This is a genomic window from Bradyrhizobium sp. 33ap4, assembly GCF_032654765.1.
Taxonomy (GTDB): domain Bacteria; phylum Pseudomonadota; class Alphaproteobacteria; order Rhizobiales; family Xanthobacteraceae; genus Bradyrhizobium; species Bradyrhizobium australafricanum.
This window is the reverse complement of sequence record NZ_JAUMTJ010000017.1, coordinates 34,456-54,734: the sequence shown is the minus strand read 5'-3', so window position 1 is coordinate 54,734 and position 20,279 is coordinate 34,456. Positions and strand designations below refer to the sequence as shown.

At 65.4% G+C, this 20,279-nt stretch carries 18 protein-coding genes; 14 read left to right on the top strand and 4 right to left on the bottom strand.

The genetic code is table 11. From position 1 onward, the window contains the following. Positions 1 to 47: 47 nt before the first annotated feature. Together phnE (Q2M23_RS15110) and phnE (Q2M23_RS15105) are read left to right on the top strand one after the other, a co-directional pair. Positions 48 to 932: a phosphonate ABC transporter, permease protein PhnE gene (phnE, locus tag Q2M23_RS15110; protein WP_316395994.1), complete on the top strand. Its 885-nt coding sequence runs from the start codon at positions 48 to 50 to the stop codon at positions 930 to 932. Next, a complete protein-coding gene (gene phnE, locus Q2M23_RS15105; protein WP_316395993.1) occupies positions 929 to 1,777 on the top strand; it encodes a phosphonate ABC transporter, permease protein PhnE in 849 nt (282 codons plus the stop codon). Before phnE (Q2M23_RS15110) ends, phnE (Q2M23_RS15105) begins: the two co-directional genes overlap by 4 nt. Positions 1,778 to 1,826: 49 nt before the next feature. On the opposite strand, the gene Q2M23_RS15100 is transcribed toward phnE (Q2M23_RS15105), so the two are convergent. Further along, positions 1,827 to 3,533: a Na/Pi symporter gene (locus Q2M23_RS15100; RefSeq protein WP_316395992.1), complete on the bottom strand. Its 1,707-nt coding sequence runs from the start codon at positions 3,531 to 3,533 to the stop codon at positions 1,827 to 1,829. A gap of 346 nt (positions 3,534 to 3,879) precedes the next feature. Here Q2M23_RS15100 and Q2M23_RS15095 point away from each other — a divergent pair, with 346 nt between their 5' ends. Then, positions 3,880 to 4,380, top strand: coding sequence for a DUF1269 domain-containing protein (locus Q2M23_RS15095; RefSeq protein WP_076829007.1), 501 nt, complete (start codon positions 3,880 to 3,882; stop codon positions 4,378 to 4,380). Between the two features lie 853 nt (positions 4,381 to 5,233). On the opposite strand, the gene phnF is transcribed toward Q2M23_RS15095, so the two are convergent. Further along, on the bottom strand, positions 5,234 to 5,959 hold the full coding sequence (gene phnF / locus Q2M23_RS15090; RefSeq protein WP_316395991.1) for a phosphonate metabolism transcriptional regulator PhnF: 726 nt from the start codon (positions 5,957 to 5,959) through the stop codon (positions 5,234 to 5,236). Positions 5,960 to 6,083: 124 nt separating this feature from the next. On the opposite strand from phnF, the gene phnG reads away from it, so the two are divergent. The 9 genes from phnG to Q2M23_RS15045 are packed head-to-tail and all read left to right on the top strand — an operon-like array spanning position 6,084 to position 13,035. Then, a complete protein-coding gene (gene phnG, locus Q2M23_RS15085; RefSeq protein ID WP_141341820.1) occupies positions 6,084 to 6,545 on the top strand; it encodes a phosphonate C-P lyase system protein PhnG in 462 nt (153 codons plus the stop codon). A gap of 4 nt (positions 6,546 to 6,549) precedes the next feature. Continuing rightward, the gene (gene phnH / locus Q2M23_RS15080; RefSeq protein WP_316395990.1) at positions 6,550 to 7,158 is read left to right on the top strand and encodes a phosphonate C-P lyase system protein PhnH; all 609 of its coding nucleotides are present in this window, start codon (positions 6,550 to 6,552) and stop codon (positions 7,156 to 7,158) included. Between the two features lie 3 nt (positions 7,159 to 7,161). Further along, complete coding sequence (locus Q2M23_RS15075) at positions 7,162 to 8,265, top strand: carbon-phosphorus lyase complex subunit PhnI (RefSeq protein WP_076829004.1); 1,104 nt, start codon at positions 7,162 to 7,164, stop codon at positions 8,263 to 8,265. Beyond that, entirely contained in the window at positions 8,262 to 9,146 is an 885-nt protein-coding gene (locus Q2M23_RS15070; RefSeq protein ID WP_316395989.1) for an alpha-D-ribose 1-methylphosphonate 5-phosphate C-P-lyase PhnJ, read from the top strand. Before Q2M23_RS15075 ends, Q2M23_RS15070 begins: the two co-directional genes overlap by 4 nt. Further along, entirely contained in the window at positions 9,139 to 9,936 is a 798-nt protein-coding gene (gene phnK, locus Q2M23_RS15065; protein ID WP_028339544.1) for a phosphonate C-P lyase system protein PhnK, read from the top strand. Before Q2M23_RS15070 ends, phnK begins: the two co-directional genes overlap by 8 nt. An 8-nt stretch (positions 9,937 to 9,944) precedes the next feature. After that, the gene (phnL, locus tag Q2M23_RS15060) at positions 9,945 to 10,643 is read left to right on the top strand and encodes a phosphonate C-P lyase system protein PhnL (protein ID WP_057015437.1); all 699 of its coding nucleotides are present in this window, start codon (positions 9,945 to 9,947) and stop codon (positions 10,641 to 10,643) included. A gap of 13 nt (positions 10,644 to 10,656) precedes the next feature. Further along, positions 10,657 to 11,811, top strand: coding sequence for an alpha-D-ribose 1-methylphosphonate 5-triphosphate diphosphatase (locus Q2M23_RS15055; RefSeq protein ID WP_076829001.1), 1,155 nt, complete (start codon positions 10,657 to 10,659; stop codon positions 11,809 to 11,811). Next, positions 11,808 to 12,401, top strand: a complete 594-nt coding sequence (gene phnN / locus Q2M23_RS15050) for a phosphonate metabolism protein/1,5-bisphosphokinase (PRPP-forming) PhnN (RefSeq protein ID WP_316395987.1) — start codon at positions 11,808 to 11,810, stop codon at positions 12,399 to 12,401. The genes Q2M23_RS15055 and phnN overlap by 4 nt, the downstream gene beginning before the upstream one ends. Before the next feature lie 22 nt (positions 12,402 to 12,423). Next, entirely contained in the window at positions 12,424 to 13,035 is a 612-nt protein-coding gene (locus tag Q2M23_RS15045; RefSeq protein WP_316395986.1) for a pyridoxamine 5'-phosphate oxidase family protein, read from the top strand. Between the two features lie 136 nt (positions 13,036 to 13,171). Here Q2M23_RS15045 and Q2M23_RS15040 read toward each other — a convergent pair whose 3' ends face one another. Together Q2M23_RS15040 and Q2M23_RS15035 are read right to left on the bottom strand one after the other, a co-directional pair. Further along, positions 13,172 to 14,896 carry a sulfate permease gene (locus Q2M23_RS15040; RefSeq protein WP_316395985.1) on the bottom strand — a complete coding sequence of 575 codons (1,725 nt, stop codon included), beginning with the start codon at positions 14,894 to 14,896 and terminating at the stop codon, positions 13,172 to 13,174. Between the two features lie 69 nt (positions 14,897 to 14,965). Then, a complete protein-coding gene (locus Q2M23_RS15035; protein WP_028339538.1) occupies positions 14,966 to 15,565 on the bottom strand; it encodes a TetR/AcrR family transcriptional regulator in 600 nt (199 codons plus the stop codon). Positions 15,566 to 15,769: 204 nt separating this feature from the next. Between Q2M23_RS15035 and Q2M23_RS15030 the strand changes: the two genes are divergently transcribed. Together Q2M23_RS15030 and Q2M23_RS15025 are read left to right on the top strand one after the other, a co-directional pair. Further along, complete coding sequence (locus Q2M23_RS15030; protein WP_057015431.1) at positions 15,770 to 17,014, top strand: efflux RND transporter periplasmic adaptor subunit; 1,245 nt, start codon at positions 15,770 to 15,772, stop codon at positions 17,012 to 17,014. A 23-nt stretch (positions 17,015 to 17,037) separates the two neighbouring features. Next, entirely contained in the window at positions 17,038 to 20,220 is a 3,183-nt protein-coding gene (locus tag Q2M23_RS15025; protein ID WP_316395984.1) for a multidrug efflux RND transporter permease subunit, read from the top strand. Positions 20,221 to 20,279 lie beyond the last annotated feature (59 nt).

Sequence of the window (20,279 nt, the reverse complement as noted above, 5' to 3'; positions counted from 1 at the left end):
CCGGCCCTTTCTCTCCACTCAACTCCGAACCGGACTGGCACGCGTCGATGGCGACCGCCGTATCCATTCTTCCAGCGCAGCAACTGGTGACGCTGGGGGACGCCTACCGCAAGTCCGTCGCACGCAAGCGGTTGAAGGCCGCGCTGGCAACGGCGGCATTCTGTGCGGTGCTGGTGATCGCGGCGTTCGGCGCGGAAGTGAACCTGCGCACGCTGTTCACCTATTTCGGCAATTTCGTCAGCTATTTCGATCGCATCCTGACGCTGGATTCCGGCGCGCGGGTCTGGACCGATCCCGCCGAATGGTTCTGGGGTTGGCATAAGTGGCTGAAGATGCTCGGCGAGACGATCCTGATCAGCTATGTCGGCACGCTGACGGGTGCCGTGCTCGCCTTCGCGCTCAATTTCTTCGCGGCCCAGAATACGTCACCGGGCCCGTGGGTACGTTTCACGATCCGCCGCCTGCTGGAATTCGCCCGCACCGTCCCCGGCATCGTGTTCGCGCTGATCTTCGTGATCGCGTTCGGCCTCGGGCCGATGGCCGGCGTGCTGGCAATCGCGATCCACACCACCGGGGCGCTCGGCAAGCTGTTCGCCGAGATCGTCGAGAATGCCGACATGAAGCCGGTCGAGGGCATCCGCTCCACCGGCGCGAGCTGGCTGTCCTGCATGCGCTTTGCCGTGCTGCCGCAGGTCTCGGCCGGCTATGCCAGCTATGCGCTGCTGCGCTTCGAGATCAACGTCCGCGAGGCCTCGGTGATGGGCTTCGTCGGCGCCGGCGGCATCGGCCAGGAGCTGGTGGTCGCGATCCGCAAGTTCTACTATTCCGACGTCAGCGCCATCCTCATCACCATCATCGTCACCGTCTTCATCATCGACATCTCGACCGGCTGGCTGCGTGGCCGGCTGTTCGGCAAGGAGACGCGGCGATGAGCCAGATGCCGAGGCCGGACACCAGCGAGCTGCGCGCGAAATACCCCGACGCCTTCGACCGGCCTGCGTCAGCGCGGCTGGCGTTGCCGGCGATGATCGTGGCGGCGCTCGCGATCTTCGTGTTCGGCCTGGTCGATCTCGACTTCTCGCCGTCGCGGCTGATCGCGGGCATCGGCCAGCTCGGCTGGATCACCATGTTGATGATCCCGCCGAATCCCGGCTCGTCGTTCCCGCTCTACATGCAGGCACTCGGCGAGACGCTGTCGATCGCGCTGCTCGGCACCACGCTTGCGGCGCTGTTCGCGCTGCCGGTCAGCCTGCTGGCGGCGCGCAACATCATCCCCTCGAACCTGATCCGCTTCCCGGTGCGGCGCTTCCTGGATTCGATCCGCGGCGTCGATACGCTGATCTGGGCGCTGGTCTGGATCAATGTCGTCGGCCTCGGCCCGTTCGCCGGCGTGCTCGCGATCATGGTTTCGGACTTCGGCGCGTTCGGAAAGCTGTTCTCCGAGGCGATCGAGGCGGCGGACCGCAAGCAGGTCGAGGGCATCCGCGCTTCCGGGGGCAGCGCACTGCATGAGATCCGTTTCGGCCTGCTGCCGCAGGTGCTGCCTGTCATCGCCGGGCAGGTGCTCTACTTCATCGAGTCGAACACCCGCTCGGCTACCATCATCGGCATCGTCGGCGCCGGCGGCATCGGACTGCAGCTCGCCGAGCAGATCCGCGTGCTGGAATGGCAGAAGGTGTCGTTCCTGATCCTGATGATTCTCATCGCGGTCGCCGCGATCGACTTCATCTCGAGCAAGCTGCGTTTTGCCATCATCGGCCAGCGCGCCGTGGTGTAGAACCTTGCCTCGCCCTGCTCTTGCGGGGCGCCTCGAGTTTTGTATCGCACTATGCGCTGCGACCGTGAAGATGCGCGAGGGAGCGCCAGGCGTGATGCGTGAGCGTTTCAAGGCGCCGTACGGTATCGACGCGAGCGATTGCGTCGTCCGCGATCGTCGTTCCATCCGCCACTGAGTCGAGCGTGGCCTTGCGGTGGTCTCTCCGCACTTCGCCGAGTGCTTTCGCGCAGTGTTCCAGATGCGCAAGGGCCTGCTCGGTCGATGTCCCGGCTGTGGCGAGTGCCTTCCCTGACTGGTGCGACCGCGTCGACGCTGTTCTCGGCTTGATCTTTCTGGCGGAATCGGAAGCGTCGGGCACGACAGCGACTTCAGCGGCGAGCGATGCCGCGCTACGCATGGCCTCCACGCAGAGTTCCACCGCGCGCATGTCCTGGGAGCCGCTGGGGAGCCGACCGAGTTCGATTTCCTCGCCGAAGGTTTCGGCCAGGCGAGACGCGTGGTCAAGTGCATGTACCGTGCTGGTGAGCCGCCGCTGCTCATTCTGCGATTCAGGAGGTCCACTTACTTCTGATATGAACTCCTGCGCCTGGCGCAGGGCAGAGGCAGCTTCCCCCGCTGGCACTGTGTTCTGTCTCGCCGGGACGGAGGCGTCCTGACTCGCTGTTGACAGTGCTGTCGCCAATGATCCGCACATCGCTTCAAGCGCGCGCGCGACCGTGCGTCGCACTGCCTCGACGGTTGCGATCGGGGTCGCGAGCGCTGCCGGATCCAGGCACCTGGTCAGCGGTGAGCCTCGTTCGGGCAGGATGCGCTCGACGAACCGGGTAAAGCCATTGATCACAGGCAGCAGCACCAGGACGCCGATGACGTTGTAGGCGGTGTGATAAGCTGCAAGCAGCGTTACACCACCAATGCTGTCTGAGGCGCGGACCAGAAGGGGAATGGTCACGGGGAAGAGCACCAGCGCAATAGCCGCCGCAATCAGCTTGAACAGGATGTACGCCAAGGCCAATCGCTTGGCGGTGCTGCTCGCGCCGATTGCCGCCATGGCGGAACTGGTCGCCGTTCCGATGTTCTGCCCAATGATCAGTGCGCATGCCTGGTCTAGGCCGATGGCTCCAGCATAGTGTGCCGAGAGCGTCACCGCGATAGCCGCGGTCGACGATTGCATCACGGCGGTCATCACCAGTCCGACGACGGCCAGCGCCAGCACCCCGTACAAGCCGGCCCACCAGGTGGCGCCGAGAACGGCCGGCAAGTCCGCCGGGTGCAACCGTTCGGCTAGTCCTCCCATGCCCTGCTGCAGGGTCGTCAGCGCGAACAGCACCAGCGCGAACCCCGCAAGGGCTGCTCCCGCTGCGGATACACGGCCACCGCCCAACAGCTTGATCAATGCGCCGACGAAAATCATCGGGAGCGCCGCGGCCGTGAGGGAGACGCGAACGCCGATCAGCGCAACGAGCCAGCCGGTTCCCGTGGTTCCGACGTTCGCACCGAACACCAGGGCCAGCCCTTGTGGAAAGGTCAGCACGCCCGCGCTTACCAGACCGATGGTGGTCATCGTCGTGGCGCTGGACGATTGCACGATCAAGGTCACGATGGCGCCCCACAGCGCACCGGATAGCGGGGTCGCTGCTGCCTTGCTCAGGACTGTCCGCAATTTGGATCCGGCGAGTCCCTTGAGGCCGGCGGTCATGACGCTCATGCCAAGCAGGAACAAACCAACTCCACCGAGGACCGAGATCGCCGTCGACATGCGTGCTCTCTTCGCAGTGCACCGACAATTGAACCAATCAACCTAAAGCAGCGGCGCCCTGAAGTCAGCACGGGATGAGGATTTGTCATCCGGCCGATCCCGCGACGGCTTTTTGGTCGCACGGGTCGAACTCAGAAGGGCGCGGCACACAGGCTTGCGGCGAGTCCTTGTTCGAGACACATGCGACAATGTCGCTTACTCAATTGCACCGAGCGCTAAAAACATCTCGGGATTGTGAAGCTGCGTGCATGATTGCGCGGCAAGAGACTTTCGGGTCTGTGCTAAGTTTCGGCCGTGCATCACGCGCGGAATAGGGGCAGCACTTCGAGCCATCAGGGAGTGTTCAATGTCAGATCTCGTTGCGATCGTGTACCCATCCGAAGTCAAAGCAGAGGAAGTTCGGCAAAAAATACTCAAGCTTCAGAGCGAGTACCTGATCACGATCAGCGATGCCGTGATCGCAGTCAAAACCGGGGACGCTGTAAAGCTCAATCAGCTCGTGAACACCACCATGACCGGCGCCGCCAGTGGCAGCTTCTGGGGACTGCTCTTGGGGATGGTATTCCTGAATCCCCTTCTCGGCGTGGCGCTCGGAGCCGGCGCAGGCGCTTTGAGCGGTGCGCTGACCGATTTCGGGATCAGAGACCAGTTCATGAAGGATCTCGCGTCGAAGGTGAAATCGGGAGATGCCGTTCTGTTCCTGCTGATCAAGTCCATGACCTCAGACAAGGTTCTCAATGCGATCAAGGATGCGGGAGGGATCGTCCTGACGACCTCGCTCGATGAAAAGAAGGAGCAGCACCTTCGCGACGCGCTCGCAGCCGCAACTCAGGCCAAGGCTGCCTAGTCGCCGATCTTGTGGCGGCCTAATACGCTGCGGACTTGCGTGGGGATCAGTGCGCAACAGCATCGGTCCTTGGGCGGATCGCCAGCGATGAGGTTGGCTGCGGCGTTCGGCTCCGCGGTCGCTTCCCTTCCGCGCAACCAGGAGCCGGGAGAAAATCATGCGCAAATTGTTTCTATGGGGCCTAGCACTTGGGATTGCTTCGGTGGCGATCACGGCGACCAGCGGTCGTTCGCAGGCCGGCCTCATTGCGCCGCTGGGTCTGCGCCAGGCCGCCGACGAGCTTCGTCTCGCGGAAACTGTCCAATTCACCTGGAGGGGCCACCGCTACTGTTGGTACAGCAGGGGATGGCGCGGCGGCGGTTGGTATCGGTGTGGTTTTGGTTCAAGGCGCGGCATGGGTTGGGGTGGTCCGGCGGGATGGCACGGATGGCGACGGCCAGGCCACCGCCCGGTCACTCGGCCTCCGAGACCTGGGCGGCCAGGAATCGAGCGTCCGCAACCACTCCCGCAACCGCTTCCCGGCAGGAGCTGATGGCTGCTTTGTCTATCGTTCGCCGGCCGCGACGTGGCCGCACGCCAGTCGGAGCCCCGCCATGTCCTTGAAGGAGCCGCAAACACGCGCGGGCCAAGTGCGCGATACCGTGCTGGTCGATCTCGCGCTGGAGAGCAGTGGATCGTACCGCGCTTTTACCTGGGGGGGTGCTCGATCGGCTCATGGATGAGCCGTGGTTGCGCAGCGAGGCAATATCGGGCACCTGACGACGACCAACGTTCATACTGGCCGTGGGCGTGTGTAACAAGACATCGGGCCTTGCAGGGCTCGACCGTTTAGTTCGGATTACAAAGGGGATTGTCAGCCGTTCTCGACCAGAAACTCCACGCGCTCGGCGGCGAAGCGCGAGCGCTTGGTCACCAACGGCTGGTCCAGTATGTCGACGTCGGTGGCGTCGACCACCAGCACCGGCCGTCCCAGCGGCAGGTCGAGTCGCGCGGCGTCGGTCGCATCGACGATCGCCGCGGTGATCCGGGTCGAGGCGCGGTGGTAGTCCTTGACGCCGTAATGCCCGAGCAGCTTCGTCATCGAGCGGACGTTGGCGAACACGCTGCCGGCATCGGGAAACCGCTCGGCCGACAGCCAGGTGGTGGAGACGCAGATCGGCGTCCGGTCGGCGAGCCGCACCGCTTCGATCCGGATCAGCGGCGCACCGATCTTCAGGCCGAGCTCGCGCGCAAGCTCGCGATTGGCGGTGTCGCTGCTCGCATCGATCAGCTGGCCGCGCGGCTCGTGACCGCCGGCGCCGACGATCTCGGAGAACCGCGTGCGTGAGCGCAAGGGATAGGCGAGGCGCTGGGCTTCGACATAGGTGCCGCTGCCGCGCTCCGCGCGCACCAGGCCGCGCTCGGCCAATGCGGCGAGTGCCCGCCGCACGGTGTGCCGGTTGACCCGGTACGTCTCGGCGATCTCCATCTCGCCGGGCAGCTTTTCGCCGGCGGCGAAGCGGCCGTCAGCGATGCCGCGCTCGATGCCGTCGGCGACCTGCCGCCACAAGGCGACGCCGGAACTTTCCTGCATGCTCATGGCGCGGTGATACCAGAAATCTTTGGTTTGTCACGAAACAGTCATGGCGCTCCGCTATCAAGTTGTCTAGTATCATAGACAACTTGATGCAAGGTTGCCCAAAGGTTTGCCCATGAGTTCGACCATGAGTTCGACCGGACCAAACAGCAAACAGGCCCAGCGCAAGGCCGCGATGACGGTGCTGGCGCACGCCGCCGCTACGGACATCGCAGGCAGGCTGGCCGCGATCGCGGTGCCCGCGCATGAGAACCTGCGCGAGCCGGAAAACGGCCTTGTGATGCTGCGCGGGCGGATCGGCGGCGACGGTGCGCCATTCAATCTCGGCGAGGCGACGGTGTCGCGCGCGGCGGTGCGGCTTGCGACCGGCGAGGTCGGCTTCGGCTACACGCTCGGCCGCGACGCGCGGAAGGCGCAGATGATCGCGCTGTGCGACGCCATGGTGCAGTCGGCGGAGTTGTCCGGCGAGGTGGAGGCCAAGGTGATCGCGCCGCTGCGCGTCGCCATGAACGCCGAACGCGGCCGCAAGGCAGCGGAAACCGCGGCGACGCGGGTCGATTTCTACACGATGGTGCGCGGTGAGGGATGATGCAATGACGACGATTGCCGAAATGCCCGCGGGCTTTGCCGACAAGGTGCTGTCGGCGCAGTCGGCTTTCCGTTCCGTGATGGATGCGATGGCGCGCCCGGGCAGCGTGCAGCGCGTCGCCGCGAGCGTCGGAACGCCCGCCGGCATGATGCGCGGCTCGGCCGCGATCGCGCTGACGCTGTTCGATCACGACACGCCGATCTGGCTTGACGCTGCGATGTCGGCGACGCCGGACGTCGCCCGCTGGCTGAAGTTTCACGCCAGCGCGCCGGTGGTGGCCGATTCCTCGATCGCGAGCTTCGCTTTGATCGGCGATGCCGCGAGCCTGCCGGCGCTCGATCGCTTCGCATTCGGCAGCAGCGAATATCCTGACCGGTCGACCACGCTGATCCTGCAGGTCGACAGCCTGTCGCAGGGGCCGGCCTTCGAGCTGAAAGGGCCCGGTATCGACGGGAGCGCCGTGCTGCAGGCGATGCTCAAGCCGCGCGACCTGTTCCAGCGGCTTGCGATCAACGAAGCCCTGTTCCCGCGCGGCATCGATGTCGTGCTGGTCCATGACGATGCCATTGTGGCGATCCCGCGCACCACGCGGCTGATCGCAAGCGGAGTGTGAGCGATGTATGTAGCCGTCAAGGGAGGCGAGCGCGCCATCGAGAACGCCCATCGTCTGCTCGCGCATGAGCGGCGCGGCGACCGCGAGGTGCCCGAGGTGACGCTGGCACAGATTTCCGAGCAACTCGCGCTCGGCGTCGATCGCGTGATGACCGAAGGTTCGCTCTACGACCGCGAGCTCGCGGCGCTCGCGATCAAGCAGGCGCGCGGCGACATGATCGAGGCGATCTTCCTGGTCCGCGCCTTCCGTGCCACGCTGCCGCGCTTTGGCGCCACCGAGCCGGTCAACACCGGCGAGATGCAGGTGCGGCGGCGGATCTCCTCGACCTTCAAGGACGTTCCGGGCGGCCAGATCCTGGGGCCGACCTTCGACTACACCCATCGCCTGCTCGATCCGCAGCTCGCTGAAGGCTTTGTGCCGGAGCAGCCGGCGACCGCGGAGGCCTCGCAGGCCGCCACGCCGCGGGTGACCGACATTCTCGGCCGTGACGGTCTGATCGAATCCTCGCCGCAGGCAGATAGCAACACGCCGGTCGGCGACCTCACGCGCGAGCCGCTGAGCTTTCCGGCCGACCGCGATTTGCGGCTGCAGAATCTGGCGCGCGGCGATGAGGGCTTCCTGCTCGCGCTCGGCTACTCGACGCAGCGCGGCTACGGCCGCAATCACCCCTTCGCCGGCGAGATCCGCTTCGGCGAGGTCGAGGTCGAGTTCTTCGCCGAGGACGCGGGCTTTGCCGTGCCGCTGGGCTCGATCGAATTGACCGAGTGCCAGATGGTCAACCAGTTCAAGGGCTCGACGACCGAGGCGCCGTGCTTCACCCGCGGCTATGGCCTCGCCTTCGGGCAGAGCGAGCGCAAGACCATGTCGATGGCGCTGGTCGATCGCGCGCTGCGTGCGCGCGAGCTCGGCGAGGAGGCGGCGGCGCCGGCGCAGGACGAGGAGTTCGTGATGTCGCACTCCGACAATGTCCAGTCGACCGGCTTTGTCGAGCATCTCAAGCTGCCGCACTATGTCGACTTCCAGTCCGAGCTCGGCCTGTTGCGCAAGCTGCGGCAGGAGTTCGCGGAAGCCAACGAGGCCGTGGAAATGCAGGAGGCCGCGGAATGAACGCGCCGACGTACAATTTCGCCTATCTCGACGAGCAGACCAAGCGGATGATCCGCCGCGCGATCCTCAAGGCGATCGCGATCCCCGGCTATCAGGTGCCGTTTGCGAGCCGCGAGATGCCGATGCCCTATGGCTGGGGCACCGGCGGCGTGCAGGTGACCGCCGCGATCCTCGGTCCCGACGACGTGCTGAAGGTGATCGACCAGGGCTCGGACGACACCACCAACGCGATCTCGATCCGCAAATTCTTCGGCAAGACCGCGGGTGTCGCGACCACGACCTCGACCACGGACGCGACCGTGATCCAGACCCGGCACCGCATTCCCGAGGCGTCGCTGCATGCCGGACAGGTGCTGGTCTATCAGGTGCCGATCCCCGAGCCGCTGCGCTTCCTCGAGCCGCGCGAGACCGAGACGCGGCGCATGCACGCGCTCGCCGAATACGGGCTGATGCACGTCAAGCTCTACGAGGACATCGCGCGCTTCGGCCATATCGCGACCGCCTACGCCTATCCGGTGAAGGTGAACGCACGCTACGTAATGGACCCGTCGCCGACGCCGAAATTCGACAATCCGAAGATGGACAATTGCGCGGCGCTGCAACTGTTCGGCGCCGGCCGCGAGAAGCGCATCTACGCGATCCCGCCCTACACCACCGTGGTGTCGCTGGACTTCGAGGATCACCCGTTCACGCGCTACCGCTTCAACGCGCCCTGCGCGCTGTGCGGCGCCGACAATTCCTATCTCGACGAGATCATCACCGACGACAAGGGCGCGCGGATGTTCGTCTGCTCCGACACGGACTTCTGCGAGCAGCGCCAGGCCGCCGGCCATCACGGCACCGAGAGCGCAGCGCCGCACAAGGAGAAGGCGCATGTCTGAGCTCTCGAGCCTCGACAACGACGAGCCGTTGCTGGTGGCCGAGGGGCTTGCCAAGAATTACGGCCGGCTTGCCGCCTGCCGCGACGTCTCGTTCGCGCTCTATCCCGGCGAGGTGCTGGCGATCGTCGGCGAGTCCGGCTCGGGCAAGTCGACGCTGCTGCAGCTGCTCTCGGCGCAGCTCGCGCCGAGCGCGGGCCGGGTGTGCTACCGGATGCGCGACGGCGTGCTGCGCGATCTCGCTGAACTCGGCGAGGCCGAGCGGCGCTTCCTGTTCCGCACCGACTGGGGCTTCGTGCACCAGGACCCGGCGCAGGGGCTGCGCATGGGCGTCTCGGCCGGCGCCAATGTCGGCGAGCGGCTGATGGCGGTCGGCTGGAATCATTACGGCCGCATCCGCGACACCGCGTCGACCTGGCTGGAGCGGGTCGAGATCGATACCGGCCGCATCGACGACGCGCCGAAGACCTATTCCGGCGGCATGCGGCAGCGGCTGCAGATCGCCCGCAACCTCGTCACCGAGCCGCGGCTGGTGTTCATGGACGAGCCGACCGGCGGCCTCGACGTCTCGGTGCAGGCGCGTTTGCTCGACCTGATGCGCAACCTCGTCAGCGAGCTCGGGCTCGCCGCGATCGTCGTGACCCACGATCTCGCCGTGGCGCGGTTGCTTTCGCATCGCGTGATGGTGATGAAGGGCGGCCGCGTCATCGAGACCGGCCTCACCGACCAGGTGCTCGACGATCCGCGTGAGCCCTATACGCAGCTGCTCGTTTCCTCGATTCTTCCGCCATGAGCGTGCCAATGACCGCGATGATCGAACTTGCCAACGCCGAGAAGACCTTCACCATGCATCTGCAGGGCGGCGTCGAACTGCCCGTGGTGCGCGGCGTCTCGTTCCACGCCGATCCGGGTGAGTGCGTGGTGCTGTCGGGCCCGTCGGGCGCCGGCAAATCCTCCATCCTGAAGATGATCTTCGGCAACTATCGCTGCGACAGCGGCCGGATCGGCATCCGCCATCACGGCATGGTTGTCGACCTTGCCACCGCCGAGCCGCGCCAGGTGCTGAGCATCCGCCGCTCGACCATCGGCTATGTCAGCCAGTTCCTGCGCGCCGTGCCGCGGGTGGCGACGATCGACGTCGTCGCCGAGCCTTTGATCGTCAACGGCGTGGCGCGCGAGGAGGCCCGCGCGCGCGCCGGCCAGCTGCTGCGCCGGCTCAACATTCCGGAGCGGCTGTGGACCTTGCCGCCCTCGACCTTCTCCGGCGGCGAGCAGCAGCGCGTCAACATCGCGCGCGGCTTCATCTCGGACCTGCCGATCCTGCTGCTGGACGAGCCGACCGCTTCGCTCGATGCGGCGAATCGCGCCGTGGTGGTCGAGCTGATCGCGGAGAAGAAAACCAAGGGCGTCGCGATGGTCGCCATTGTCCATGACGACGAAATCCGTCATCTGATTGCCGACCGCATCGTCGATGTGACCTCGTTCGCGGCTGCTGCCTGAAGGACCGTTTGAAATGACCGCCAAGCAAGACACTATCATCGGCAACGCCCGGCTGGTCCTCGCCGATCGCGTGATCGAGCAGGGCTGGGTCGCGATTGCTGATGGCAAGATCGCCGAGTTCGACGAGGGCAGGGCGCCCGAGGCCGCCGAGGATGCCGGCGGCGATCTCCTGATGCCCGGGCTGATCGAGCTGCACACCGACCATCTCGAGATGCACTATGTGCCGCGGCCGAAGGTGTTCTGGAATCCGGTCGCGGCCGTGATCTCCTATGACGGGCAGCTCGCGACCTCAGGCATCACCACGGTGCTGGATTCGCTGCGGGTCTGGCGCGAGGACGGCGCCGAGGATGTCGACGGCCGCGCCGGCGTGCTGGCGGCGGCGATCGCGGCGGCGCGCGAGGAGAATCTGCTGCGCGCCGATCACTTCCTACATCTGCGCTGCGAGGTCCCGATGCCGGACGTGGTCGCCGAGGCCAAGGAGCTGATCGACCGGCCGGACGTGCGGCTGATGTCGCTGATGGACCACACGCCGGGCCAGCGCCAGTTCCGCGACGAGGTCAAGCTGCGCGACTACTATCGCGGCAAGGGCGGCGGCATGACCGACGCCCAGCTCGACGTGCTGTTCGCACGGCGCTTCGCCTATCAGAAGGAATATGCGGTGGCGAACACCCGCGCGATCGTCGCGCTGGCGCATGAATACCGGATCCCGCTGGCGAGCCATGACGACACCACGGATGAGAACGTGGTCGACGCCGTCAACGACAAGGTCGCGGTGGCAGAGTTCCCGACCACGATGGAAGCCGCGCGAGGCTTGCACGCCGCCGGCATCGACATCTTGATGGGCGCGCCGAATGTGGTGCGCGGCGGCTCGCACTCCGGCAACATCGCGGCCGTCGATCTCGCCAATGAGGGCATGCTCGATATCCTGTCGTCGGACTACATCCCGTCCAGCCTTTTGATGGCGGCGCTGCAGCTGCCGCGGCATGTGCCGGCGATCGATCTCGCTTCCGCCGTGCGCACCGTGACCAAGACGCCGGCCGAAGCGGTCGGGCTCACCGACCGCGGCGAGATCGCGGTCGGCCGGCGCGCCGACCTGATCCGCGTGCACGTTGCGCGCGATCTGCCTGTCGTGCGCAGCGTCTGGCGCGAGGGAGGGAGGGTCGCATGACCGATGCATCCGTCGTCGCCGATCGGCGCGCCGGAATCGGTCCCGGCCGGCTGATCCTGGTGGTCGGCCCGAGCGGCGCCGGCAAGGATACGCTGCTGGGGTTCGCCAAGGCGGCCTGTGGCGATGATCGCGATGTCGTGTTTCCCCGTCGACTGATCACCCGCCAGGCCTCGGCGTCGGAGGACAATGAGGAGGTCAGCGCGGAGAGCTTCCAGCGCGCGGTAGCCGCCGGCGACTACGCCATGCACTGGGAAGCGCACGGCCATCGCTACGCGCTGTCGCGGTCGATCAACGACGATATCGGCGCCGGGCGCACCGTGATCGCGAACGTCTCGCGTACCGTGATCGCCGCGGCGCGCCGCAACTATGCCAATGTTGTCGTGGTGCTGGTCACGGCGCCGCCAGATGTGCTGGCCGCGCGGCTCGCGATGCGGGCGCGCAGCAGCGACGGCCTTCTCGAGCGGCGGCTGGCCCGCACCGTCGACGAGAGCACGTCAACGCCCGATTTCACCATCGTCAATTCCGGCACCGCCGACTATCATGCGCGACAGCTTGTCCGCATCATCAAGGGCGAACGCTGGGACGACTAGCAACCATAGGAGAACGGCACGAATGTCGGTGGTCGAAACGGTCGAGCAGCTTGAGGCGATCTACGGCTTCCCGAACGACGCGTCGACCGTGAAGGTCGCCGATCACGTGACGCCGCTCTATCGTGTGCTCATCGAGAAATCGCCGTTCGTGTCGCTTGCGACCGCAGGCCCCGAAGGGCTCGATTGCTCGCCGCGCGGCGACCTGCCGGGCTTCGTGCGCATCCATGATGCGAAGACGCTGATGATGCCGGATCGCCGCGGCAACAATCGCTGCGATTCGCTGCGCAACATCGTTCGCGATCCCCGCGTCGGCTTGCTGTTCCTGATTCCGGGCTCAGGCAGCACGCTGCGCGTCAACGGCCGCGCCTATGTCACGGCCGAGCCGGAGCTGCTCGCCTCCTTCATGATCGAGGGCAAGGCACCGCGCACGGTGATCGTAATGCATGTGGAGGAGATCTATTTCCAGTGTGCGCGCGCGATTGTGCGCTCCGATCTCTGGAATCCGGACGAGCGGGTCGATCCGAAGGTCTTGCCGACGCCGGGCCAGATCCTCGCCGAGATGAGCGAGCACACGGTCGGCGGCGAAGAATACGATCGGGAATGGCCGGAGCGCGCGCGACAGACGATGTGGTGATGCGCCCGGACGGCTGGGAAGCATGATCCGGAAAAGTGCGAAGCGGTTTTCCCTGCGACAAACGCGAAGCGTTTGCGCGGAGATCATGCTCAAACAAAAGCGCTTATAGCGCGCTGACGATTGAACCCATCGCGCTTTAGGCCTCGGCGCGGTCTTCCCAGTCCTCCCAGGTCACGTCAGCATTGATCTCGAGGTAGCGCGCAACGGCAACGCCGATGGTGGGGAAGAAGTTATTCTCGCCGAGTTGCGCCAGCAGGCCGAATTTCTTCAGCTTGTCCTTGACGGGGTCCTTGAGCTCGGCAAAGCACAGCTCGATCTTCTGTGCGTGCAACGCCTCGTCCAACTCGGCGAGAATATCGCCCGCGGTCACGTCCACGCTGGTGACGGGCTCGGCCGTGACCACCAACCAGCGCACCGCCGTCGGGGATTTTGCCACGGCGTCCAGCGCGCGTTCCTTGAAGAACTCGGCATTGGCAAAGAACAGCGGCGCATCCCACCGGAACAGCACCAGGCCAGGGATCTGGCGTGCGTCCGGATATCGCGTGATGTCGTGATAGCCCTTCACGCCGGAGGCGCGGCCCAGCACGGCGGAATGCGGCCGCCAGCCGTCCCACAGGAATTCGACGATGGCGAGCACGATGGCGAGGCCTATTCCGGGAATCACCCCCAGCACGGCCACGCCGACGAAGCAGACCATCGATAGCCAGAACTCCCACTGCTGAATGCGGTAGATTCGCCTGAGGTCGCCGATCTCAAACAGGCCGAGCGCAGCGGCGATGACGACGGCCGCCAATGCTGCGTTGGGCAAGTGCTGCAGCAAATTCGGCGCTATCAGCAGCAGGAAGGCGATGGCCAGCGCGCCGATGACGCTGGTCAATTGCGTGCGCGCTCCGGCAGCTTCCGCAACGGGCGTTCGCGATCCGCTGCTGCTGATCGGAAAACCCTGAAAGAAGCCGGCCGCCAGATTGGCCGCGCCGAGCCCCACCATCTCCTGGTTGGGATCAACGCGATCGCCCAATCGTCCTGCATAGGCGCGCGACAGGACGCTGGTATCGGCGAACGACACCAGCGCGACGGCGCAGCCGCCGATCAGCACCTGCACGATGTCGCCATAGCCGATCCGGGGAATGGCAAATCCCGGCAAGCCCTGGGGAAGCGAACCCAGGACCGTCACGCCGAAGCGGGCCCCGAGATCGAGAACCCCGGTGACGACCGTCGCGGCGACGACGGCAATGAGAATGCCGGGCAACCGCTTGTTCCGGGCTAGCAGCAGGATCACCGCCAGCGTCGCAAGGCCGATCCCGAGGGTCGCCCAATTCGTCTTTCCGTCGACGATTGCTCCGATGACCGCCCAGAGGCTGCGCAGAGGTCCATCGCCTTCAATGGAAAAGCCGAACAGCTTTGGCAGCTGGCTGATCAGCACGGTCAGGGCAATGCCGTTCATGTAGCCGTAGCGGATCGGCTTGGAGAGAAGCTCGGTCAGGAATCCCAGCCGCGCGATACCCGCGACGATGCATATCGTCCCGGAGACGACCGCCATCATGGCGGCCAAGGTTGCCGCACGCATCGGATCGCCGCCAGACAGCGGAGCGACGACGCCGAGGATGATGGCCGCAAGCGCCGAGTCCGGCCCAAGGACAAGGATGCGGCTCGGCCCGAACAGCGCGTAGACGAGCAGCGGGATGATCGTCGCATAGAGCCCGTAGATGCCGGGCAGGCCGGACGCCTCCGCATAGGCGATGCCGACCGGGACCAGCATGGTCGCGAGCACCAGCCCGGCGACGATGTCGTGTGGGAGCCACGCCGCTTGATATCGACGCAGCGTGCTGAGACCCGGCAGCCAGCCGGTCCAATGCTTCATCGCCGGTCACTCCCAACGTCGTTGGGGCCGCAGGCGCTTGACGTGAACCGCTCTACCCCTTCAACCGCTCTACCCCTTCGCCTGCTCATCAAACGCCTTCAGCGACACCGCTGCAATCTCGCGCAGCGCGTTGCGGTCGGCGCCCGAGGAAGCCATCACGCACATGCCTGATGTCACCGCGGAGAGATAGCGGGCAAGGGTGGCCGGATCGGCGCTTTCGCCCAGGTCGCGTTCGGCCTTCGCGCGGACAAAACGCTCGTGCAATTGGTCCTCCGTTCGGGTGCGGCGCGCTGCCAGTTCAAATGGAACATTCTCCGAGCCGGTGCCGCAGGCAAGGCCGCCCTGCACCAGCAGGCAGCCGGGCGGGTTGGCGGGATCGGTCTGGGCGTCCGCGTGCTCCATCAGAAATCGTTCGGCCACCTCTCGGGCGGTGGCGGCGCCCAAAACCTTTTCCATCCAGGCGTCGCGCTTCTCGGTGTAGCGGTCGAGCGCGGCCTTCAGCAGACCCTCCTTGCTGCCAAAGGCGGCGTAGAGGCTCGGCGGATTGATATTCATCGCCTCGGTGAGCTGGGCGATCGTCGCGCCCTCGTAACCGTGGCGCCAGAACACGTCCATGGCCTGGTCCAAAGCGGCGTCCGCGTCGAAAGCGCGGGGGCGTCCCATTCCCATTTTTCGTTGCTCCGTAAGCCGGGTGCCGTTTCTATGACGGATTGTCCCTGGCTTATCCTCTTGTTGCACGTGATGTTTTTCCGCGACTTCCCATTTCCCCATGAATGAGATAAGAAATTCATAGTGCTTGATACATAAGTATCTTGCGAACCGGCGTCCAGCTCCACATCTGTAGCGAACACTACAGATATCTGGAGCGCGTGAATGCCCTCGTCAATCCAAAATCCCCGTTCCGGCCGCTTCCGACGTGTCGTCGGCGGTATCGTGATCCTTGGCGCCCTCGCGGTGGCCGGTTCGATCGCGACCGGCCACTATTTCCATGCCGCACAGGCGACCGCGACTGCCGCGGCCCCCGAGCCGGCGGTCCCGGTCACCGTTGCCGTGATCCAGCCGCGGCCGACCACGCTGTTCGATGACTTCTCGGGCCGGCTCGAAGCCGTCGACCGGGTTCAGCTCCGGCCGCGGGTGGCGGGCGCGATCCTTTCGACCAACTTCACCGAGGGCGCGCTGGTGAAGTCCGGCGACATCCTGTTCAAGATCGACCCCGCGCCCTACGCCGCCGAGGTCGATCGCGCCCAGGCGCAGCTCGAGGCCGCCAAGGCCCGCGTCGTGTTCACCACGAGCGAAGTCGAGCGCGGCGCGCAGCTGGTTGGCAACAACATCGTGACCAGGCGCGATTTCGACCAGCGCGACAACGCCAACCGCGAGGCAGTCGCTAACGTCAAGGCCGCCGAGGCCGCGCTGCAGACGGCCAAACTCAATCTCGACTACACCGAGGTGCGGGCGCCGGTCGACGGCCGGGTCGGCAGGATCGAGGTCACCGTCGGCAATCTCGTCGCCGCCGGCACCTCGTCACCGGTCCTGACCTCGCTGGTCTCGGTCAATCCGATCTATGCGAGCTTCGATGCCGATGAGGAAGTGGTGCTGCGCGCGCTGAACTCGATCGCGGATGCCTCCGGCAAGCGCGGCAATCTCGACCAGATTCCGGTCGACATGGTGACGTCGGGCGGCCTCAGCGCCAAGGGGCACATCCAGCTCATCGACAACCAGGTCAACGGGCAGAGCGGCACCATCCGCGTCCGCGCCGTATTCAAGAACGATGATGGGCGATTGATCCCGGGACAGTTCGCCCGTGTGCGCATGGGCCAGCCCAAGCAGCAGACGCTGGTGCTGATCGACGAGCGCGCCGTCGGCACCGACCAGGACAAGAAGTTCGTCATGCTGGTCGGCGACGACAGCCGCGCCGTCTATCGTTCCATCACGCTTGGCGGCTCGGTCGATGGCCTGCGGATCGTCTCCGCCGGCCTGAAATCCGGCGACCGCATCGTCGTCAACGGCCTGCAGCGCGTGCGTCCCGGCGCACTCCTGAAGATGGAAGTCGCCGAGATGGGCGCGCGCGGCATGCAGCAGGCATCTACTGAAACCAACCAGCACGTCGTGCAGCGCTAGGCGCTGCACGCGGGGGCGGAGCCATGAATCTCTCAAAATTCTTTATCGACCGGCCGATCTTCGCCGGCGTGCTTTCGATCCTGATCTTCCTGGCCGGGCTGATCTCGCTGCTGGCGATGCCGATCTCGGAATATCCCGACGTGGTGCCGCCGTCGGTCGTGGTGCGCGCGACCTATCCCGGCGCCAATCCGAAGGTGATCGCCGAGACGGTCGCGACCCCGATCGAGGAGCAGATCAACGGCGTCGAAGGCATGCTCTACATGTCGAGCCAGGCGACCACCGACGGCGCGATGACGCTGACGGTGACGTTCCGGCTCGGCACCGACCCCGACAAGGCGACCCAACTGGTGCAGAATCGCGTGCAGCAGGCCGAGCCGCGCCTGCCGGCTGTGGTGCGCCAGCTCGGTATCATCACCAAGAAGAGCTCGCCCGACCTCACCATGGTCGTGCATCTGCTGTCGCCGAACAACCGCTATGATATGACGTATCTGCGCAACTACGCGGTACTCAACGTCAAGGACCGGCTGGCGCGGATCGACGGCGTCGGCGACGTCCAGCTCTATGGCGCCGGCGACTATTCAATGCGGGTCTGGGTCGATCCGCAGAAAGCCGCCGAGCATTCGCTGACCGCGAGCGACGTCGTACACGCGATCCAGGCCCAGAACGTCGAGGCTGCCGCCGGTGTGGTCGGCTCCTCGCCCAGCGTCAAGGGCATTGACCTCCAGCTCTCCGTCAACGCCGAGGGACGGCTCTCGACCGAGGAGCAGTTCGGCGACATCGTGGTGAAGACAGGTTCGGCTGGCGAGGTGGTGCGGCTGCGCGACGTCGCGCGGGTCGAGCTCGGCGCCTCCGAATACGGCCTGCGCTCGCTGCTCGACAACAAGCAGGCGGTCGCGATCCCGATCTTCCAGGCGCCGGGGTCGAATGCGCTGGAGATCTCCGACCATGTCCGCGCCACGATGGCCGAGATCAAGAAGAACATGCCGGAAGGCGTATCCTACCAGATCGTCTACGATCCGACGCAATTCGTGCGTTCGTCGATCGAGGCTGTCATCCATACGCTGCTCGAGGCGATCGCGCTTGTCGTGCTGGTGGTGATCCTGTTCCTGCAGACCTGGCGTGCCTCGATCATTCCGCTGATCGCGGTCCCGGTGTCGATCGTCGGCACCTTCGCGGTGATGCATGTGTTCGGCTTCTCAATCAACGCGCTCAGCCTGTTCGGCCTGGTGCTGGCGATCGGCATCGTGGTCGACGATGCCATCGTCGTGGTGGAGAACGTCGAGCGCAACATCGAATCCGGCCTGTCGCCGCGCGATGCCACCAATCAGGCGATGCGCGAAGTGTCCGGCCCGATCATCGCGATCGCGCTGGTCCTGATCGCGGTGTTCGTGCCGCTCGCCTTCATCTCCGGCCTCACCGGACAGTTCTACAAGCAGTTCGCGCTGACGATTGCGATCTCGACCGTGATCTCCGCGATCAATTCGTTGACGCTGTCGCCGGCGCTGTCGGCTCTGCTGCTGAAGGGACATCACGAGCCGAAGGACTGGCTGACCCGGATCATGGAAAGGTCGCTCGGCTGGTTCTTCCGCGGCTTCAACAAGGTCTTCACCAAGTCCTCCGAGAACTACGGCCGCACCGTCACCAAGGTGATCTACGGCAAGGCCGTGGTGATCGGCCTCTATGTGCTGCTGATCGGCCTGACCGGCGTTCTGTTCAAGCAGGTGCCGAGCGGATTCGTGCCGGGCCAGGACAAGCAGTATCTGGTCGGCTTTGCCCGCCTGCCCGATGGCGCGACGCTCGACCGCACCGAGGAAGTGATCCGCAAGATGAGCGACATCGCGCTGACCCAGCCCGGCGTCGAAAGCTCGGTGGCGTTCCCCGGCCTGTCGATCTCCGGCTTCACCAACTCCTCCAACGCCGGCATCGTGTTCTCGACCTTGAAGCCATTCGACGAGCGAAAGGATCCCTCGCTCAGCGGTCCGGCGATCGCGGCGGCGCTTAACAAGAAATATGCCGGCATCCAGGATGCCTTCATCGCCATGTTCCCGCCGCCGCCGGTCAACGGCCTCGGCACCATCGGCGGCTTCAAGCTGCAGATCGAGGACCGCGCCGGCCTCGGCTATGAAGCGCTGAACGACGCGACCAAGGCGTTCATGGCGGCGATGCAGAAGGCGCCGGAGATTGCCGGCGTGTTCTCGAGCTTCCAGGTCAACGTGCCGCAGCTGTTCGCCGATATCGACCGTACCAAGGCGTTGCAACTCGGCGTGCCCGTCACGGAGGTCTTCAACACGCTGCAGATCTATCTCGGCTCCTACTATGTGAACGACTTCAACAAATTCGGCCGCACCTACTCGGTCTATGTGCAGGCCGACGCGCCGTTCCGCGCGCGTGCCGACGACATCAGGCAGTTGAAGGTGCGCTCGTCGTCGGGCGACATGGTGCCGCTGTCGGCGTTGCTGAAGGTCCGCCAGAGCGCGGGTCCGGAACGCGCGATCCGCTACAACGGCTTCCTGTCGTCGGACATCAACGCGGCTGCCGCGCCGGGCTATTCCTCCGGCCAGGCCCAGGAGGCGGCGACGCGGATCGCGGCCGAAGTGCTGCCGCCCGGATTCGCTTTCGAATGGACCGACCTGACCTATCAGGAGTTCATCGCCGGCAACTCCGGAATCTGGGTGTTTCCGCTGGCGATCCTCCTGGTGTTCCTGGTGCTCGCCGCGCTCTATGAGAGCCTGGCGCTGCCGCTCTCGATCATCATGATCGTGCCGATGGGGCTCTTGGCCGCGATGTTCGGGGTCTGGCTGTCGAAGGGCGACAACAACGTCTTCACCCAGATCGGCCTGATCGTGCTGGTCGGATTGTCGGCCAAGAACGCCATCCTGATCGTCGAATTCGCGCGCGAGCTCGAATTCGCCGGGCGGTCACCGATCCGTGCCGCGATCGAGGCGAGTCGCTTAAGGCTGCGACCGATCCTGATGACGTCGATGGCCTTCATCATGGGCGTGCTGCCGCTCGTGCTGTCGACCGGCGCGGGCTCGGAGATGCGGCGCGCGATGGGGGTTGCGGTGTTCTCCGGCATGATCGGCGTCACGGTGTTCGGCCTGTTCCTGACGCCGGTGTTCTACGTGCTGCTGCGCAGCCTCACCGGGATGAAGCCGCTGACGCAGCACGGCGAGACGACCATCCCTGGAAAAGCACACGCGGCATGATGCCGCGTGTGCAGAGCGTTTTCGAGCGAAGTGGATACCGGTTCGCGTGAAGAAAACGC

Excerpts from the sequence above, each read along its gene's own strand:
- phnE (WP_316395994.1), top strand. The coding sequence starts at position 48 with ATGGCGACCGCCGTATCCATTCTTCCAGCGCAGCAACTGGTGACGCTG.
- phnE (WP_316395993.1), top strand. The coding sequence starts at position 929 with ATGAGCCAGATGCCGAGGCCGGACACCAGCGAGCTGCGCGCGAAATAC.
- Q2M23_RS15100 (WP_316395992.1), bottom strand. The coding sequence starts at position 3,533 with ATGTCGACGGCGATCTCGGTCCTCGGTGGAGTTGGTTTGTTCCTGCTT.
- Q2M23_RS15095 (WP_076829007.1), top strand. The coding sequence starts at position 3,880 with ATGTCAGATCTCGTTGCGATCGTGTACCCATCCGAAGTCAAAGCAGAG.
- phnF (WP_316395991.1), bottom strand. The coding sequence starts at position 5,959 with ATGAGCATGCAGGAAAGTTCCGGCGTCGCCTTGTGGCGGCAGGTCGCC.
- phnG (WP_141341820.1), top strand. The coding sequence starts at position 6,084 with ATGAGTTCGACCGGACCAAACAGCAAACAGGCCCAGCGCAAGGCCGCG.
- phnH (WP_316395990.1), top strand. The coding sequence starts at position 6,550 with ATGACGACGATTGCCGAAATGCCCGCGGGCTTTGCCGACAAGGTGCTG.
- Q2M23_RS15075 (WP_076829004.1), top strand. The coding sequence starts at position 7,162 with ATGTATGTAGCCGTCAAGGGAGGCGAGCGCGCCATCGAGAACGCCCAT.
- Q2M23_RS15070 (WP_316395989.1), top strand. The coding sequence starts at position 8,262 with ATGAACGCGCCGACGTACAATTTCGCCTATCTCGACGAGCAGACCAAG.
- phnK (WP_028339544.1), top strand. The coding sequence starts at position 9,139 with ATGTCTGAGCTCTCGAGCCTCGACAACGACGAGCCGTTGCTGGTGGCC.
- phnL (WP_057015437.1), top strand. The coding sequence starts at position 9,945 with ATGACCGCGATGATCGAACTTGCCAACGCCGAGAAGACCTTCACCATG.
- Q2M23_RS15055 (WP_076829001.1), top strand. The coding sequence starts at position 10,657 with ATGACCGCCAAGCAAGACACTATCATCGGCAACGCCCGGCTGGTCCTC.
- phnN (WP_316395987.1), top strand. The coding sequence starts at position 11,808 with ATGACCGATGCATCCGTCGTCGCCGATCGGCGCGCCGGAATCGGTCCC.
- Q2M23_RS15045 (WP_316395986.1), top strand. The coding sequence starts at position 12,424 with ATGTCGGTGGTCGAAACGGTCGAGCAGCTTGAGGCGATCTACGGCTTC.
- Q2M23_RS15040 (WP_316395985.1), bottom strand. The coding sequence starts at position 14,896 with ATGAAGCATTGGACCGGCTGGCTGCCGGGTCTCAGCACGCTGCGTCGA.
- Q2M23_RS15035 (WP_028339538.1), bottom strand. The coding sequence starts at position 15,565 with ATGGGAATGGGACGCCCCCGCGCTTTCGACGCGGACGCCGCTTTGGAC.
- Q2M23_RS15030 (WP_057015431.1), top strand. The coding sequence starts at position 15,770 with ATGCCCTCGTCAATCCAAAATCCCCGTTCCGGCCGCTTCCGACGTGTC.
- Q2M23_RS15025 (WP_316395984.1), top strand. The coding sequence starts at position 17,038 with ATGAATCTCTCAAAATTCTTTATCGACCGGCCGATCTTCGCCGGCGTG.